At 59.3% G+C, this 16,792-nt stretch carries 14 protein-coding genes; 9 read left to right on the top strand and 5 right to left on the bottom strand.

Translation table 11 applies throughout. The features are described from left to right. Positions 1 to 36 precede the first annotated feature (36 nt). The 3 genes from NF685_RS08805 to NF685_RS08795 form a co-directional block, all read right to left on the bottom strand. Positions 37 to 279 (bottom strand): hypothetical protein, encoded by a 243-nt coding sequence (locus NF685_RS08805; protein ID WP_222548146.1) that lies wholly within the window; start codon positions 277 to 279, stop codon positions 37 to 39. Positions 280 to 373: 94 nt separating this feature from the next. Further along, positions 374 to 1,198 (bottom strand): family 1 encapsulin nanocompartment shell protein, encoded by an 825-nt coding sequence (locus NF685_RS08800; protein ID WP_252849359.1) that lies wholly within the window; start codon positions 1,196 to 1,198, stop codon positions 374 to 376. 1 nt (position 1,199) lies between these two features. Next, complete coding sequence (locus NF685_RS08795; protein ID WP_373317822.1) at positions 1,200 to 2,189, bottom strand: Dyp-type peroxidase; 990 nt, start codon at positions 2,187 to 2,189, stop codon at positions 1,200 to 1,202. Positions 2,190 to 2,967: 778 nt separating this feature from the next. Here NF685_RS08795 and NF685_RS08790 point away from each other — a divergent pair. Genes NF685_RS08790 through NF685_RS08775 form a run of 4 tightly spaced genes read left to right on the top strand, consistent with a single transcriptional unit; the run spans position 2,968 to position 7,640 of the window. Further along, positions 2,968 to 4,401 (top strand): glycosyltransferase, encoded by a 1,434-nt coding sequence (locus NF685_RS08790; RefSeq protein WP_252849357.1) that lies wholly within the window; start codon positions 2,968 to 2,970, stop codon positions 4,399 to 4,401. Further along, entirely contained in the window at positions 4,398 to 5,540 is a 1,143-nt protein-coding gene (locus NF685_RS08785; protein ID WP_252849356.1) for a hypothetical protein, read from the top strand. The genes NF685_RS08790 and NF685_RS08785 overlap by 4 nt, the downstream gene beginning before the upstream one ends. 1 nt (position 5,541) lies before the next feature. Beyond that, on the top strand, positions 5,542 to 6,528 hold the full coding sequence (locus NF685_RS08780) for a glycosyltransferase family 2 protein (protein WP_252849355.1): 987 nt from the start codon (positions 5,542 to 5,544) through the stop codon (positions 6,526 to 6,528). Further along, positions 6,525 to 7,640, top strand: coding sequence for a glycosyltransferase (locus NF685_RS08775; protein WP_252849354.1), 1,116 nt, complete (start codon positions 6,525 to 6,527; stop codon positions 7,638 to 7,640). The genes NF685_RS08780 and NF685_RS08775 overlap by 4 nt, the downstream gene beginning before the upstream one ends. On the opposite strand, the gene NF685_RS08770 is transcribed toward NF685_RS08775, so the two are convergent. Next, a complete protein-coding gene (locus NF685_RS08770; RefSeq protein WP_222548153.1) occupies positions 7,619 to 7,855 on the bottom strand; it encodes a hypothetical protein in 237 nt (78 codons plus the stop codon). The genes NF685_RS08775 and NF685_RS08770 overlap by 22 nt on opposite strands. Positions 7,856 to 8,177: 322 nt before the next feature. Beyond that, positions 8,178 to 9,581 (bottom strand): aminotransferase-like domain-containing protein, encoded by a 1,404-nt coding sequence (locus NF685_RS08765; RefSeq protein ID WP_252849353.1) that lies wholly within the window; start codon positions 9,579 to 9,581, stop codon positions 8,178 to 8,180. 283 nt (positions 9,582 to 9,864) lie between these two features. Between NF685_RS08765 and NF685_RS08760 the strand changes: the two genes are divergently transcribed. The 5 genes from NF685_RS08760 to NF685_RS08740 all read left to right on the top strand — a co-directional run bounded on the left by NF685_RS08760 (position 9,865) and on the right by NF685_RS08740 (position 16,661). Beyond that, positions 9,865 to 11,052, top strand: coding sequence for an acyl-CoA dehydrogenase family protein (locus NF685_RS08760; RefSeq protein ID WP_252849352.1), 1,188 nt, complete (start codon positions 9,865 to 9,867; stop codon positions 11,050 to 11,052). Between the two features lie 65 nt (positions 11,053 to 11,117). Further along, positions 11,118 to 12,560, top strand: coding sequence for an NtaA/DmoA family FMN-dependent monooxygenase (locus NF685_RS08755; protein ID WP_373317823.1), 1,443 nt, complete (start codon positions 11,118 to 11,120; stop codon positions 12,558 to 12,560). Then, a complete protein-coding gene (ssuD, locus tag NF685_RS08750) occupies positions 12,557 to 13,759 on the top strand; it encodes an FMNH2-dependent alkanesulfonate monooxygenase (protein ID WP_252849350.1) in 1,203 nt (400 codons plus the stop codon). The genes NF685_RS08755 and ssuD overlap by 4 nt, the downstream gene beginning before the upstream one ends. Further along, entirely contained in the window at positions 13,759 to 15,177 is a 1,419-nt protein-coding gene (locus tag NF685_RS08745) for an FAD/NAD(P)-binding protein (RefSeq protein WP_252849349.1), read from the top strand. The genes ssuD and NF685_RS08745 overlap by 1 nt, the downstream gene beginning before the upstream one ends. Further along, complete coding sequence (locus NF685_RS08740; RefSeq protein ID WP_252849348.1) at positions 15,174 to 16,661, top strand: MFS transporter; 1,488 nt, start codon at positions 15,174 to 15,176, stop codon at positions 16,659 to 16,661. Before NF685_RS08745 ends, NF685_RS08740 begins: the two co-directional genes overlap by 4 nt. Positions 16,662 to 16,792: the final 131 nt, after the last annotated feature.

The following is a 16,792-nucleotide window of genomic DNA, read 5'->3' as shown; positions in this document are numbered from 1 at the left end:
ATTACTCCACCGGCCCAGCGGGACCGGTGAGAGGTATTACTTGTCCTTGAGGCTTACGACGCCCATCTTCGAGATCTCTGCGCCTTCCATGCCTTCGGGATTATGCAGCGTCTTCTTTGCAATTTCATGCTCCTCGGGCGTGGCATGCTCACCGCTCTTCAGCACATGCTCTGCCAGCCGGATAAGCTCTTCCTTTGTCAGGAGCTTCGGGTAGTCGATTGCCTTGCGAGCCAGATCGCGGAGGGAGCTTGCAGCGTGGGGCATAGCGTGATTGGACATGATGTTATCTCCATTCGATTATAGATTTCATGTAACAGGGAAGAATGACGTCAGTGATGCTGCGCCTATGCTCCATGTTATATTTACAACCAGACTAGTTGGTTATCTGTTTATTTCCGCGCGCCATGTCGAGAGCAATAACGGCTTCAGTCGTCAGCACGCGGAACGTAAAGCTTTCCTGCAGATAAAGACGCACGGCGTCGGCCGTGTGGTCGAGATATCCGATCGAAAAATCCTCTCCGATCTCGATGGCATAATCGCCGCCGCGCCCGCTCAGGACGAACGCCCCTTCGATTGCGGGAGCCCAGATGATCTTGCCATCGATCAGACTTTCCAGATGCTTCTGCACAGGATAGCCCTCATCGTCACCGCTCGTGACAGCGAGATAGGCCTGTGCCCCCAGTACGATCGAATAGGGACCGCCGACACCGGAAAGACGCAATGTGTTCAGCGCCTCGGAAATGACCTGCGCATAGTCGCGGGCATCTTCAGGAAGGGTCAGGACATCTGCGCTTGCAGACTCGCGCAGCCCCCGGATACCCGCAGCCCGATAGCCACTGAAAATCGCCCGATCCTCGCAAAAGGCAATCTTGCGCGCTGCAATCTTGACCGGCTCCCAATCCGAATCCAGGGCGCCACGCTCAACCGCGTCGATCTCGGTACGCTTGAGCGTAAACGGCACCTGAAACTGCACAAGAGGCTGCACGTCGCGTAATGCCGCCGTGATGCCATCGGCCGGGTTCTGCAACCCGTTGAGACGCCCGGTGTCGACCGCCGCAAAATCGTTGCCATGCGGGCCGTTGCAGTCAACAATGCGACGCCCCGCCAGATGCCGGCGAATTGTGCGCTTTGCTTCCGCCTCGATCTGCGCCCAGGCGGCGTCGGAAATCGGGGCAAGTTCGCGATGAAGATTATTCATATCAGGCATCTTCCTTGAGCGAGCCAATATCCAGAGAGCCCGATCCCGCCGAAGCGGAAGAGGAACCGGATGATGAGGGTGAGGCGGTCGTCGGCTCGGCAGCCGTGTCGAAATCCGGCGCGCCATCCAGAAAACCGGACGTGGGGATGAAGAACAACCCGCCCGTCACTGCGGTACTGACATCGAGGATCCTGTCATAATTGCCGACAGGGTTACCGATGAACATGTTCTGCAGCATTTTCTCGATCCGTGCGGGATCGCACGCATAACCGATGAAAAACGTGCCGAATTCGCCTTTGGAGACATTTCCGAAAGGCATGTTGTCACGCAGGATCTGGAGCTGCTTGCCGTTCTCTTCGATCGTCGTCAGAACATTATGGGCGTAGCTCGGCTTTTCCGCATCGCTCAGTTCGATATCGGAAAGCTTCTTGCGCCCTATGATATGCTCCTGCACTTCGACAGGAATAGCATTCCATTTTTTCAGGTCGTGCAGATATTTCTGAATGATCACATAGCTGCCGCCAGCGAAATCCGGGTCTTCTGCCGCGATCAGCGTCGAATCCTCAGCGACCTTCCCGGTAGGATTTTCGGTGCCATCGACAAACCCGAGCAGATCGCGCTCGTCGAAATACTTGAAGCCGTGAACTTCATCGATGATCTGACCGATCCCGTCGAGACGGCTCCCGATCGCTGCAGAAAGCTCGAAACACAAATCCATACGCGTCGCACGGATATGGAATAGCAGGTCACCCGGTGTTGAAGGCGCGTGATACACACCGTCGATCGGCTGGAAGGGGTGGAGCCCTTTTGGACGCGGCCCGGGAAACAGGCGGGACCATGCATCCGACCCTATACCCGTCACGCAGGATAACTGCCCGTCGGGAATACGAAAACCAACCCCGCGTACAAGTGCAGAGAGGTCACCCAGCAAATTCCTGACTGTTGTCACGGCGTTTCTCTGTTCCAGATCGAGCTGGACAACAAGAAACATAGCGGCGCTTGTCAATTTTGCATCGATAGACTGAAGCATAACCAAGGGGTGACTGCACCTTACAAGCAATTAGAACGCCGAAGCGTCTGTCGTCTTAATGCACATAATCATCGATCAGGCATTGGCAACCCGGTTCATGACATATCTGCCAATCCTATAGATTTAGACATGTACGCGTAATAATAGACACATCGGGCACCTGACATTTCCACAGATAAATTCTTTTCGGTAGGGAACTATCCGGTTTTACTAAAAACAAATGGGCCGCCAACATCCCCAATGAAAATATCTCCTGCTCAGAAACCTGTCCGTCCGATCACGCATGCCAAGCGATTCGTGCCTGCTCCCCTGCGCGCGGTCCGTTCGTCGCTGAAACAGTAAAGATCGCGTTTTAACCAACAGGGCGCTCAAACTGACATAATTGCGGGACGGTATTCTTGTAATTGGGCTACACACGACACTGCCCCCTCAGCTCGAAAGCGCGACGCGACTGACAGGAAAACGTCTGCGATCAGCCAAGCGAATTCGCACGCACGGATCGCTGCAGCCGGGGCTGTGTCTCCCGTCAGCAAATATTCTCAACATGAAACGTGAAGTCTCCAGTTTCCTGTCTTCCCAGCCAACGGCGAGCAATACTCCAACCCACCACCCGATCCAGTGCTTCTTAACCCCTGTCGCGTGATTGCCACATGGCCCTGCCCGTCCATGCTTCCTGCGCAGCGGCCAGAAACCCGATCTCTCCTGTAGACGTTACACCGCTCCACAGGCGAGGTGACACGTGCATATCCTCCACATTGCGCTGGGCGGATGCCTGCGTGCTCCCCCGGTACTCTACGGAATCACCCCCGACACAGGCGGTCATATCGCCTATGTGCTCGAAGCCGCGCAGGCTCAGGCGGCATGCAATCATGTCGACCATGTGACCATCGCAACAAGACGATTCCGAAATGAGGCGCTTGGCCTCATACACGATCAGGCAATCGAACAGATTTCGGAAAAGGTGACAATTCTGCGCCTGGGGCCGCCCGGCGCACTTTATCGTGAAAAAGATGAAGCTCTGGCCAGTCTGCCGGAAATTGCCGACGCATTGTGCCATTTCGCAAAGCAGGCCGACCTGCATTTCGACGCCATTCACTGCCATTTTTCCGACGGTGTTTTCGTCGGGCAGGCCCTTTCCAGAATGAGCGGCGCACCGGTTATTTATACGCCCCACGCTCTGGGTATCGACAAACTCATGGCAGGCGGAACGGATTGCCCTGCCTTGCGTACCCGCATCGATCGTGAACGCGAGGCGCTCGATCACGCGGATGGCGTTATCGTCTCGACGCGTGACGAAGCCGCGCATCAGGTGCCGCGTTACGGTGTTTCGCTGTCGTCCAGGAGCCTGCGCATGATCGCTCCCGGCGTGCCAACACTGCCCCCAGCCTCAACCAGTCATGGGCGCAACTTTCTTACGCCTTATCTCAACCAGCCCGATCGTCCGCTCATTCTGGCCATTGCGCGCCCGGTCGAAAAGAAGAACCTCGCTTTTCTTGCCGAAACCTATGCCCGTAGCGAGCACCTGCAGGAACGCGCCAATCTGGTCATCCTTTGCGGTCAGCATCAAGCTCTGCATCCTGCAAGCGAAGATGCCCGTGTCATTGGCCGACTTGAGCAGATACGCTCTTCATACGGTTTACAGACCGTCTTTGCCCTCCCACCCTCTCACACCGCGCACGATGTTGCGGGGCTGTACCGTCTTGCCGCCGAAAATCATGGCGTTTTCGTCAATCCTGCACGTCATGAACCTTTCGGTCTGACCCTGCTCGAAGCCGCCAGCGTCGGCCTCCCGGTCATTGCAACCGATCGCGGCGGTCCGGTCGATATCATACGCATGCTGGGCCATGGCCTCTTGGTCTCTCCGAATTCTGCTACGGCTCTTTGCGATGCCCTTTTGCGCATGCTCGACACACCCACGCTCTGGCAAGGCTTTGCCCGAGCTGCACAACGTGCTGCGCCTGCGCTTGGCTGGGAAGGTTACGCCCATGAATCGACGCTTTTCTATCGCGATCTGATACGGGCACGCATCAGCCAGATTGCTCCCCTCCGCCGAACCGTTGCGGAGCTTTTACCTGGCCTCTCCAGTTTTCTGCCCGAAACTCTGCCGATAACAGGTCTGCGCGGCATAACGGAAGACAGACACCCCATCACTCTCGGGGGGCTACCCGCATGACCCGACCGATTGGATATTTCGTGCATCATCAGGGCCGTGGTCACGCCGAACGCTGTCTTGCCATTATCAGCGCCCTGCCTTCGACACGTCCTGTTCGTCTGTTCTGCGCACGCGCAGATCTGTTTCCCGATCTGCCCGAACATGTGACGCTCAGCGTCATTCCATCGCTCTTCGAAGCAAGCGGTGCCGAAAACACCGCCATGGCCGATCAGCCCACGCCGCGCACGCTCCATTGCGCCCCTCTGGGCTGGCCAGGCATCAGAGAAGCCATGGGGCACATTGCAAACTGGTTTGCGAAAGCCGATCCCGCCCTGATGATCTGCGATGTTTCGGCAGAGATTGCCCAGCTCAGCCGCATTTGCAGCGTGCCGCATATCAAGATCCTCCAGCATGGCGATCGTGATGATGAGGGCCATCAGGCAGCGTATGACGGCGCGGTAGGCCTGCTCGCGCCTTTTTCGGAACGCCTGGCCCAGCCCGAGTGGACACAGCAACGTCGCAGGCAGATCTTTTTTGCGGGCGGGCTCGGCCTGTCCGACCCCCTGCCGGAAAAAGAGGTGGCGCGCGCGCGCATCGGTGTCGCACCCGACCAGGAAATGATCCTTGTCATGTCCGGCGGCGGCGGTTCGGGTTTCACACTCGCGCCGCTCTCTGTCGGGGCACGTTACCGCCCGGAAGCGCTCTGGGTCACGATCGGTGCCATGGAGCGCGAGTGGCACGCCACAGAACCGGGCAATATCGTCCATCGGGGATGGGTCGCGAATGCCCTCGACTATATCGCCGCGGCAGACTGCATTGTGTCGAGCACCGGTAATACGACCTGCCAGCAGATCCTTTCGGCACGCAAACCCTGGCTCGCCATACCGGAATGGCGCTACTTCGACGAACAGCATCGCAAGGCCGAATGTCTGCAAAGCGCCGGAATGGCTGTCACGCTCCCCCGCCTGCCCGGCTCCGGTCCTGCATGGGCGAAAGCGCTCGAAGAGACGTATCGGCGACACGATCCGGATCTTCAGAGGGCAGCAATCGACGAAATGCCTGCTGCACGCACGGCCCAGTGGATCGAGGGCCTGATCGCCCGGCTATGGGATGGATCACCCGTTTGCCCTCCCGCTACCCTGCAAAGGAATACCCCCTGATATGAACACGCTTTCCGTGCTCACCCTTGCCAAGGGCCGCCCTGCCCATCTCGTCAACATGATGCTCGGCCTCGCAAAACAGACCGTTCTGCCCGATGAGTTCATTATCGCCGTCATGCAGGACACACCCTATGAGGGCCTTCCGTCAGTACCCTTTCCTGTGCGTCAGATCCTGCTCGACCCGCAGGCCCTCACCCTTGCCACGGCGCGAAACCGTGCTGCGGAGGAAGCAAAGGGCGAGGTTCTGGTGTTTCTCGACATCGACTGTATTCCGGCTCCGCATTGTCTGCGCGACTATCGCGATGCGCTGGAAACCTGCGATGGGCTTCTGATGGGAGAGGTCATGTATCTTCCGGCAGGCGCAGCAGATTCCGGATGGACCTATGAAGGGTTCGAGACCGTATGCGAGCGGCATTCCGACAGACGCGGTCCACCGGCTTACGGGGTTGAACCCTGCAGCGACTATCGCTGTTTCTGGTCGCTCAATTTTGCCGTGACGCGCGCACGCTTTCTCAGGACGGGCGGTTTTGACGAGCGCTATATCGGCTATGGCGGAGAAGATACGGATTATGCCAAGGGCTTCACCCTGTCCGGCGGCGTGCTGGCCTGGGTCAATGGCGCACGCGTCTATCATCAGCATCATGCCCACCATATGCCGCCCGTCCATCACCTTGAATCGGTGATACGCAACGCCGAGATTTTCGAACAGAAATGGGGCTATCGCACCATGGGGCACTGGCTGCATGCTTTCAGACTCATGGGGTTGATCGACGACACACCAGGGCAGGCAATACGTATCCTGCGCATGCCCGATGCCGCCGATCTGGCCCTGACCGGCCAGCAGAGCCATCAGCCCTATGCCAATACGGCTTCCGTCATCCGCCTGCTCGAACAACGCCGGAAAACCCAAGCGTCCGAAACCGTGCCTCCGGAAATCCTGCCCGTCGACCTCCCAAACGCATCCCCTCATGCCATTGCCGCTGAATGACGCGTCCCCTGCGTATCGCGCTCGTCGCGCATCCGAGACACCCTATCGCCGAGCCTTTCAAGGGAGGGATGGAAGCCCATAGCTTTCATCTCGCTCAGGGCCTCATGGCACGAGGGCATGAGGTTACGCTTTTCGCCTCAGGCGACAGCGATCCACGTTTTACGGTCGATCCGATCATGGCCGTGCATTACGACCGCGATTATCCCTGGGAAAATACCCGCCCTCACCCGCAGCTCTACACGATACTGGACACACAGTTCGGCGCAGTGCGGCATCGCATTTTCTCGGGACACTATGATGTGGTACATAACAACTCGCTGCATCGTTTCATTCTGCAGGAAGCGAAGCATACAGGTCAGCCCTGCGTAACATCGCTGCATGTTCCGCCCTATGACGCCATTCATGGTGTCGTGCGTGACAGTCTGTGCGCCACGCATCTCGCGACCGTGACATCGGCACGGCAGAATATCTCATGGTGGGGAAACACCCCTCTTCCTGAGAGCCTTGTGGTACATAACGGAATCGATCCGTCTCTATGGCCATGGAGCGCGCAAGGAAAAGGTCATGCCCTGTGGTGCGGACGCATTTCCCGCAACAAGGGACCGCATTTCGCCGTACAGGCGGCCCGACGCACTGGTGTGCCACTCCGGCTTTTCGGCTATCTGGAAGATCGGCCCTATTTCGATCAGGAAATCGCCCCTTATCTCGACCAGAACCTGCGTTATGGCGGTGTGCTGTCGGGGGATGCGCTTGCCACTGAAATGCGCATGGCGTCGGTCCTGATCTTCACCCCGTGCTGGGATGAGCCCTTCGGGCTCGTCGCCGTCGAGGCCATGGCAAGCGGCCTGCCCGTAGCAGCGTTCGAACAGGGAGCGGTACGGGAAATTATTGGCGAGGCAGCCGGTCGCTATGCCCCACCGGGCTGTATCGACGCGCTGTCAGATGCCATTGCTGCGGCGATGACGATAGACCGCGCTGTGCCACGAGGGCGTGTCATGAAGGCATTCACCCATGACAGGATGATTAACAGCTATGAACAGCTGTACGGGCGCGTCATGGCTGCTGCCCATGACGCGTCTGCGAGAGTGCCTTATGAAACGCTCATGTTGTAAACGGCGTAAAGTGCCGACAACAATGCGCCACCAAGCGCCCAGTAATTGGTGTGGAAGTGATCCTGCATATCGACCGATGTTCCGGCGATGGCCCATGCCAGACAGACGTGGAACATCAGGACACCAATGAGCATGGCAACCATACGATAGCGCAAACGACGTTGCGCGGCAGCTTCCTGAACTTCCAGTGTCTGATCGGCGAGTTGTACACTCATTGTCATTCTCCACGCTGGAATGAATACGGCCACTGATACGGGCCGTTCCATGTCCTGCCTGTCTCTGTTTACAGCCCGCCACAAACTGACTGGGCCTTATTCGATGAGGCCAATCTGAATGAAACCGGCCTGGAATGCAAAATATTGTATGGAACACTCATCCATACAATCGGTTCATTCATGAATCTTTACGCCGATAGTAGGATATATATCCATACAATATGGATGGAATCTCAGGACAATGTGAGAGACTAGTCCTAACACACTGTCCGCAGTCACCTTTTTGCTCTCGTTTTCGTGATCGTTATTCCTATCGTCCCGGTCAGACGATATCCGAAAATCCAACTGCCGGACGATAATCGAGCACCGATCGCAGATTGATCAGCGAGTCCCTGAGGCTTTCAAGATCGGCAACGCTGCCCAGAGCAATCCTGACCGCAGCGGGTGACTGACCGGTTACGGCAAAAACCGAACTCGGCACCAGAGCCAGCCCCTGTCTTCTGGCGAACGCCACAAAATCCGCACTGCTCCACCACTCCGGCAAAGGCAGCCAGACATGCGGGCTGGGCGAGCGATCCCGGATATGGGGGCCCATGACCTGTTTGAGAACATGATGCCTCTGGGTCAGTTCATCGCGTATGCTCTTGAGGCAACGCTGGGCCAGACCCGTTTCGATCCAGCGCGAGACGAGCGCATCGAGCAGACCTGCCTTGGCCTGACAGATCGCCCTGATACCGGAGCCGATACGGCGCGTCATCTCTGCACCGGGCAGTACGATATAAGCCGTGCGCAGACCGGGGCTCAGAACCTTGGAAAGGGTCGACACATAAATCACGCGCGAAGGATCGAGTGCCGCCAGTGGCGGTGGTGGCGCCTTCAGAAGCAGGCTGTAGGGATCGTCTTCGACAATCTGAACCTGATGACGTCTGGCAATAGCCAGTATGGTTTCGCGCCGTGACGTCGACCATGTCGCCGTGGTCGGGTTCTGCAGCGTGGGTGTGCAATAAAGCACTCGTGGGCGGTGTTGGGCACAAAGCACATCGAGGGCCTCGGGGTTCATGCCCTCGTCGTCATGCTCCACACCGATCAGCACATAACCGAACTGCGCCGCGATCGATCGCATGCCCGGATAGGTCAGATAATCGGTCACGATTGCTTCGCCCGGTCTGACAAGCGAGCTCATGATTGCAGAAAGCGCCACCTGCGCGCCGGGCACGATCAGCACCTCATCGGCCCGTCGCCGCCCCAGCAACGGGGCAAGCCATGTCGTCCCCAGCTGGCGATCCTGCAGCGTACCGCCCGTTACCCTGTAGGACATGAGCGATTGCACATCCTGATGACGGAAAATCGAAGCCATTTCGCCCTGGATCATGGACTGCAGCGATGGATTGTGCGGCAGGGGAGGAGAATTCATCGTCAGATCGACCACGCTGCCCCCAGCCTGGCGCCACGATCCATCGCCCGCATTGATCCTGACGAATGTACCGCGTCCGACCGTGGCATCGAGCAGGCCACGCTTCTGGGCCTCACCTATGGCCCGCGTCACCGTACTGAGATTGGTGCCGAGCCGCGCCGCCATGACCCGCTGTGGCGGGAGTTTCTCGCCCTCCTGCAAGGTCCCCTTGCGTATCGAATGCGCAATGGCCTCGACCATGGCGAGATATAGCGCCCCGGTCGCCCGTGAGAGTGTGGCTTTCCACTCCTCCAGATAGGCCTCGCCCGTCATGAATACTCCTCGACATTTCGGGCCCGGACATCCTGCCCACGCTCCGTTCTAGCGTGCAGGCCTCCCGCCCGAAAGCACCCCACAGACAGTCCGGACAAGCGGCTCGAAAGCCGCCTTTGCAAGGTCTCTCCCATCCCGACAATTAACGATTGGGCGATGTGATTAACGAATTTAACGAGAATCCTCGTTGACATCACGACGGAATCCATTCTGTTATACCGAAATAACAACGAAATTTGTAAGTTGTTTTTTGAAAATCCAGCATTTACGCGGGAAGAGCGAGATGAGTTTCACAGATATTTTTAGCGTTATTGCTCGAGATGCAGCGCAACGCGACTGTGAAAGACAGCCAGCCTTCGAGGCCGTCTCGTCACTTGCCCGCGCAGGTTTCGGACGCCTGCGCCTCGATCCTGCGTTCGGCGGGTCAGGGCTGACGCTCTCGGAAAGCTTCCGCCTCCTCCGTGATCTGGCCAGCGCCGATTCCAATATTCCTCAGATCTTCCGTGCTCATTTCGCCTTTGTGGAGACTCTGCGCGCCGGTCTGCCTCAGGCTGAAAAATGGCGAGGACTTATTACGGAAAACCGGATTTTCGGTGCCGCCATGGCGGAGCGCGCAAACGAGACCGGCGTAACAACAGAGGTAACGCAAACCCCGTCCGGATTAACGCTGAACGGACGAAAATACTATTCCACCGGAACGCTCTACGCCGACTGGATCATCGTCTGGGCGGTCTTTGCCGGTGACAGGGTGCGCGTGCTTGTGCCTGCCAATGCGCCGGGCGTCACACGCCTCGATGACTGGGACGGTTTCGGACAGCGCCTGACCGGAAGTGGCACCACCCTGTTCGAGCAGGTATCCATTTCACCCGAGCAGATCGTCGAACGCGCGCCAGCAGATACCCCGCCGAGCCAGCCTTTTCTGGGAGCGTATTACCAGCAGTTTCACAACACCACACTGGCCGGCATCGCGCAGGCCGTCTTGCGCGACGCGCTGGATTTTGTCCGCCCGCGCGAGCGCGTGTTCGGTGTGCCGGGCAAGGTGGTGCAGAAAAACGACCCGATCGTGCAGAGCGTCGTCGGTCGCCTGTCCTCTCTTGCCTATTCCACTGCTGTGCTGGCCGACCGTGGCGCGCAGGCGCTGCAGGAAATCGAGCCACTCTATCTTGCCGGTCGGCACGATGACGACGCCATTGAAAAAGCGCAGGAGGAGATCTTCAAGGCGCAGCAGATCATTGCGGAACAGACACTCGAAGCCGCCACGACGCTTTTCGAAGTCGGGGGCGCCTCGGCAACCTCTGAAACACGCCGTCTGGACAGGCACTGGCGTAATGCGCGCACCCTTGCCTCGCATAATCCAGCGGCCCAGCGACAGCGCGAACTGGGCGATGTGGCACTGAACGGAACGAGGCTGTGGACGCCCTATCGCGACGGGCTTCGTCGTCAGGCACAGCACGTGGGAGATGCCGCATGACCGGCCAGTCCACACCAACGCCAGCGACCTCAGGCCCGAAGACACTTCACGTCAATCTGTTCGAAATGGCCTGCGTCAGCCATATCGTGCACGGCCTGTGGCGTGAGGAAGGCAATCAGCGTCACCGTTTCGGTGAAATGGCATTCTGGCTGGAGACGGCCAGAAAAGCGGAAGCTGCCGGGATGGATGCGATTTTCCTGGCTGATGTCATCGGTATCTACGACAGGTTCGGCGGGCTCGATGCCTCATTACGTCTCGGACTCCAGATTCCCAATCTCGACCCGCTATCGCTCATTCCTGCCATGGCCGCCGTCACCACCACACTGGGTTTCGCGGCCACGTTCTCCACGACGTACGAGCCCCCCTTCGCGTTTGCCCGCCGTATGAGCACGCTCGACCTGCTCACTGACGGGCGCGTGGGGTGGAATGTCGTGACCTCCTACCTCCCCAATGCCGCACGCAATTTCGGCCTCGATGGCGAGCTGGAGCATGACAGCCGCTACGACCGTGCCGATGAGTATCTCGATGTGCTGTACAAACTCTGGGAGGGCAGCTGGCAGGACGACGCCATTCTCCAGGACCGTGACGGCGATCGCTTCGCCGACCCCGAACGTGTACGCCATATCGACCATGAAGGGACGCATTTTCGCGTTGAGGGACCCCATCTGGTCCAGCCCACACCGCAGCGTACGCCAGTGCTGTTTCAGGCCACGGGCTCACCGCGTGGGCTGAAAACCGCATCGCGTCATGCCGAGGCCGTTTTTATCGGCGGACGCACACAGGACGAAGTCCGCGCCCATATAGCCCGCACACGCGCTGCCGCAGCAGCAGAAGGACGCGACCCGTCCGAGCTGAAATTCTATGTGATGGCAGGATTGATTGCCGGGCAGACAGAAGCGGAAGCCAAGGAAAAACTCGCGCGCTATCGCAGGCTTTACAGTGTGGAAGGCGCTCTGGTGCATGCGCAGGCCGAAATCGACCTGCGGCAGTTCGACCCCTCACTGACCATTGGCGAAGCACTGGCACAGAGCGGGCGCGAACTCGGCAATATGGGGCGACGCTTCGGCACCGAGCAGACGATCGGCGCAGCGCTGACCCAGATCGCGAGCTTCGATGAGGGGCGTTTCTTCATCGCCGGCACACCCGGGCAGATTGCAGATGCCATAGAGACCTGGCTCGACGAAGACGGGATCGATGGCATCAATCTGCGCCAGTATCACAGCTTCGAAACGCTCGACGATTATGCCAGCCTGATCGCCCCGGAGCTGCGCAGACGCGGCAGGCTGCCTCCGGCAGCCAAACCGGGAGAGACGCTACGCCATCGGCTGACCGGGCGCGATCGTCTGCCAGACACCCATCCCGCCGCCGCCTATCGTTCGGCCGGGACCTTGCCCGCGCGACATAAGGCCCATTCCGGCGTGCGTAGCGACCCGAGCACCTCAACCTCGCCGACGCCAGCCGCGCCGACACAAGACAAGACCCTGAGCAAAGAGGCCGCACTGCCATGACCGTGAACACCCATATCGCCCCGAATGAGAAACCGGATGGCACCCCCGATAAGATCAATGTCCTGTGGTTTCTGCCGACCCATGGCGACAGCCGCTATCTGGGAACAAGCGAGGGGGGAAGATCGGTCGATCTGCCCTATCTGCAACAGATCGCACGTGCGGCCGATTCCCTTGGTTATTATGGCGTGCTTTTGCCCACCGGGCGTAGCTGCGAGGATTCATGGGTGGTCGCATCGGCCCTCGTGACCTCAACGGAGCGGCTGAAATTTCTCGTGGCTGTGCGCCCCGGTCTGCAATCCCCCACCCTTGCCGCACGCATGACATCCACGCTTGACCGTCTTTCGGGGGGGCGTCTGCTGATCAATGTCGTGACAGGCGGTGACCCGCGTGAAAACGGCGGTGACGGGCTGTTTCACGATCATGCCACGCGCTACGCCATTACGGACGAATTTCTCGATATCTATTCCCGCCTGTTGCGTGGCGAAACAATCGCCCATGAGGGACCGCATTTTCGCATCGAAGACGGCCGTCTGCTTTTTCCACCTCACCAGAAAAACGGGCCGCCGCTCTATTTCGGTGGCTCCTCCGATGTCGGGATCGATATCGCCGCAAGACGTGTACAGAAATATCTGACCTGGGGCGAACCTCCAGCACTCGTGCGCGAGAAAATCAGTCGCGTGCGTGAGGCCGCAGCCAGGGCCGGTCGCGAGGTGAGTTTCGGCATACGCTTTCATGTGATCGCACGCGAGACGACCGCAGAAGCCTGGGCCGAAGCCGACCGGCTGATTTCCAAACTCGACGACAGCACCATCGCCGAGGCCCAATCGGTTTTCGCGCGTCTGGATTCCGTGGGACAGTCGCGCATGAGCGCACTTCATGGCGGTCGGCGCGACAAGCTCGAAATCAGCCCCAATCTCTGGGCCGGTGTCGGGCTGGTGCGCGGCGGCGCGGGGACGGCGCTGGTTGGCGACCCGGCAACCATTGCCGAGCGCATGGACGAATACCGTCGTGCAGGATGCGACAGCTTCATTCTCTCGGGTTATCCGCATCTTGAGGAGGCCTATCGCTTCGGCGAACTGGTTTTACCTCTGCTGCCCACAGCCCATCCCGTGCGGACGCAGCAGGCCAGCAGCAATATGGGGCCTTTCGGTGAAACCATTGCCGGAAGCCACAGGCCCGGACGGGTCGCGGCGTCATAATGGGCGAGACGACACCTCCCTTTGCCGTGGTGATTATCGGTGGTGGGGCAACCGGCACCATGGTGGCCTATCATCTGCTGAAACTGCGCCCCGACCTGGGGCCGGGCCAGGTGGCGATCATCGAGCCGCGTGCCCAGCTGGGTGCAGGTCTTGCCTATGGCACACAGGACCCGCAGCACAGGATCAACGTTCCGGCCGCGCGCATGAGCCTCGATACCGGCGTGCCGGGGGATTTCCGCGCATGGCTCGATCTTGACGCGCTCTCCGCCACCGATCCTGACGCCTTTCTGCCCTCTGGCGATCTTTACCCGTCCAGAGCGCAGTTCGGTCGCTATCTTGCGGCGCGTATTGCCCCGGCACTTGAGACCGGTCGTCTGCAACATATCCGCGATCAGGCAACAGGGGTCACGCGCGACAGACGATGGCGCGTGATGCTGAGCGATGGCGAGACGATACAGGCCGAGCGTCTCGTTATCGCCCTCACCCATCCGGCACCGGCCCTCCCGGGGCCGCTTCAGGCGCTGGCGCAGGACAGGCGGGTCATCGCCAATCCATGGCGTGATGATGCGCTGTCACGTATCGGGACGCAGGATCGCGTGGCGATTATCGGCACAGGCCTCACCATGGCCGATGTCATCGCCAGTCTGACAGCACGCGGTCATACCGGTCCGGTTCTGGCTTTCTCACGGCGCGGATTGCGCCCGCGTGCGCATGCCGCCGAGGCCTCGGCGCTTTCCGAGGTTCTGCCCATTGCACCCGCACTGACGGCACGCGGCCTGCTGCGGCATGTGCGTCAGGCCCTGCACGATCACGCCGATCTGTCCTGGCATGAAATTATCGATGCAACGCGCAAACAGGGACGTGTGCTCTGGTCTGCCCTTAATCTTGTAGAACGACGCAGACTGATACGGCACCTGCGCCCCTTCTGGGACGTGCATCGCTTTCGTATCGCCCCCCAGATCGATGCATTGATCGAACAGCGCCTTGCGGATGGCACGCTTTCTCTTCAGGCAGCGCGTCTCGTCCGGGTCGAAGCCGAAGAAGATGGTCTTGTCCTGCATATCGCACCACGACGCGGCCAGCCGACACGAAACCCTGTCGATCATGTCATCAACACGACCGGGCCAGATCATGCTGGCATTGTGTCCCATACGCCCTTCCTGCGCGATCTCGTTTCGCAAGGTGTCCTCCAGCCCGATCCTTCGGGGCTGGGGTTGCATACCGGCCCCGATCATCATGCCCTTGCCGGTGAAGATAGCGTGCCCTCCATCCTTGTGGCGGGGCCGCTTTCACGCGGCACATTCGGTGAGCTGATGGGCCTGCCCGAAGTGACAGAGAATGCGCAATCCGTCGCACGTCATCTGGCCGACCTGCTGTCTCCCGTACTCAACCGCCTTCACGAAGAGGTCCGATCATGAGTGCCGCGCCCCCCTCTTCCGCAGACCGCCCGGTCATACGTTCCGCCGATGATATTGCTGCCCTCATCAACCGTGGGCCGACAGGCACGGGGCATGCCAATATCATCGTTCTGCTCGCTCTGGGCGGCGTGTTTCTGGATGCCTACGATCTGACTACGTTGTCCTACGGTATAGGCGATGTGCAGAAGCATTTCGGACTGACCGGCTCTCAAACCGGTATGGTGGCTGCTGCCATGAGCGCCGGGACGATCATCGGTAGCCTCATGGGTGGCTGGCTGACCGATCGCATCGGTCGCTATGCCGTTTTCATGGCCGATATGGCCTGCTTTGTAATTGCAGCCCTTGTGGCTGCGTCGGCCCCGACGGCAAGCATTCTTATTCTGGCGCGTTTTGCCATGGGGTTCGGTGTGGGCATGGATCTGCCCGTTGCCATGGCCTTTCTCTCGGAATTTTCCAAAATGTCGGGAAAAGGCAGCAAGGCCGGTCGCGCAGCCGCATGGTGCCCCACCTGGTACGCGGCGTCTTCCGCCTGCTTCATTCTGGTATTTGCGCTCAATGCGGTTATTCCCGCCAGCCATCCAGACTGGCTGTGGCGCGCGTCGCTCGGCTTTGGTGCTGTGCCTGCGCTGGTCATTATTCTTGTGCGCAGCCGCTATATGAGTGAGTCACCGCTCTGGATTGCCCGTCATGGCGATCTGGAAAAAGCCGCAGCGATCCTGCGTGCCACACATGGCATCGATCCCGTGCTGCATATCAGTGTTGCGCCAACCCGCCCCGCGCCGCCCAGCGCATTCGCCCTGCTGCGCAAACCGCTGCTCAAGCGCACCGTGCTTGTCATCGGTATGAAAATTGTCAGCGCCACGTCCTATGCGGCCATCGCCTTCGGCCTGCCGGGGCTTTTATCGACCATGCTTCATCTGGGACGCACAGAGGTTCTGGGCGTGTCGATCGTGCTCAACCTCGTATTCGCATTCACGGGTGGATTACTGGGCGTTCGCCTGACGCGCAGCTTTGGCTCACGCCCGATTACGCTGGCGGGCTATGCCATGCAGGTGGCAGGAATCCTGCTTCTGGCCCTGACCGGCATGCCGCATAACATGACCGGCATCGTGCTTGTCATCACTGGTTTCGCGCTGTTCCTCTTTGCACAGGGCTTCGGCTTAGGTTGCCAGCAGATGGTCTATCCGACCCTGAGCTTTCCTACCGAACTGCGCGGGACAGGCATCGGCTTCACCAATTTCGTCGCGGGCTTCAGCGGAACGCTGAGCATGTGGGCGCTGCCTACGCTTTATACCGCGCTCGGAATGCAGATTTTCTGGGTCATTCTGATCGCTCCCCTGTTCGGAATCGCTCTGCATATGGCCCTGCGCTGGGAAGTATTCGGCTATGACGCCGACGCCGATCCGGCCTTGCGTCGCGCTCTGCAACCGTCCCTCTCACAGACGCATAGTCCGTCCCTGTGTCCTTCCAACCCGTCGCCCTGAGGCAATCCCCCCGGAGACGATCCGGAAGGACGATCCGGGGGTATGGCACGCGTCCATAGGCGGGGCTTCAGCTCTACTTGCGACCGAATTCAACGACAAGAAATGATTGAAATCATGAAGAACGACAAATC

The sequence above is a fragment of the Asaia lannensis NBRC 102526 genome (assembly GCF_024054035.1).
GTDB lineage: Bacteria > Pseudomonadota > Alphaproteobacteria > Acetobacterales > Acetobacteraceae > Asaia > Asaia lannensis.
Note: the sequence above shows the minus strand (reverse complement) of the source record. Positions and strands in the feature narration are given on the sequence as shown.

Excerpts from the sequence above, each read along its gene's own strand:
- NF685_RS08805 (WP_222548146.1), bottom strand. The coding sequence starts at position 279 with ATGTCCAATCACGCTATGCCCCACGCTGCAAGCTCCCTCCGCGATCTG.
- NF685_RS08800 (WP_252849359.1), bottom strand. The coding sequence starts at position 1,198 with ATGAATAATCTTCATCGCGAACTTGCCCCGATTTCCGACGCCGCCTGG.
- NF685_RS08795 (WP_373317822.1), bottom strand. The coding sequence starts at position 2,189 with ATGTTTCTTGTTGTCCAGCTCGATCTGGAACAGAGAAACGCCGTGACA.
- NF685_RS08785 (WP_252849356.1), top strand. The coding sequence starts at position 4,398 with ATGACCCGACCGATTGGATATTTCGTGCATCATCAGGGCCGTGGTCAC.
- NF685_RS08780 (WP_252849355.1), top strand. The coding sequence starts at position 5,542 with ATGAACACGCTTTCCGTGCTCACCCTTGCCAAGGGCCGCCCTGCCCAT.
- NF685_RS08775 (WP_252849354.1), top strand. The coding sequence starts at position 6,525 with ATGACGCGTCCCCTGCGTATCGCGCTCGTCGCGCATCCGAGACACCCT.
- NF685_RS08770 (WP_222548153.1), bottom strand. The coding sequence starts at position 7,855 with ATGAGTGTACAACTCGCCGATCAGACACTGGAAGTTCAGGAAGCTGCC.
- NF685_RS08765 (WP_252849353.1), bottom strand. The coding sequence starts at position 9,581 with ATGACGGGCGAGGCCTATCTGGAGGAGTGGAAAGCCACACTCTCACGG.
- NF685_RS08760 (WP_252849352.1), top strand. The coding sequence starts at position 9,865 with ATGAGTTTCACAGATATTTTTAGCGTTATTGCTCGAGATGCAGCGCAA.
- NF685_RS08755 (WP_373317823.1), top strand. The coding sequence starts at position 11,118 with ATGGCCTGCGTCAGCCATATCGTGCACGGCCTGTGGCGTGAGGAAGGC.
- ssuD (WP_252849350.1), top strand. The coding sequence starts at position 12,557 with ATGACCGTGAACACCCATATCGCCCCGAATGAGAAACCGGATGGCACC.
- NF685_RS08745 (WP_252849349.1), top strand. The coding sequence starts at position 13,759 with ATGGGCGAGACGACACCTCCCTTTGCCGTGGTGATTATCGGTGGTGGG.
- NF685_RS08740 (WP_252849348.1), top strand. The coding sequence starts at position 15,174 with ATGAGTGCCGCGCCCCCCTCTTCCGCAGACCGCCCGGTCATACGTTCC.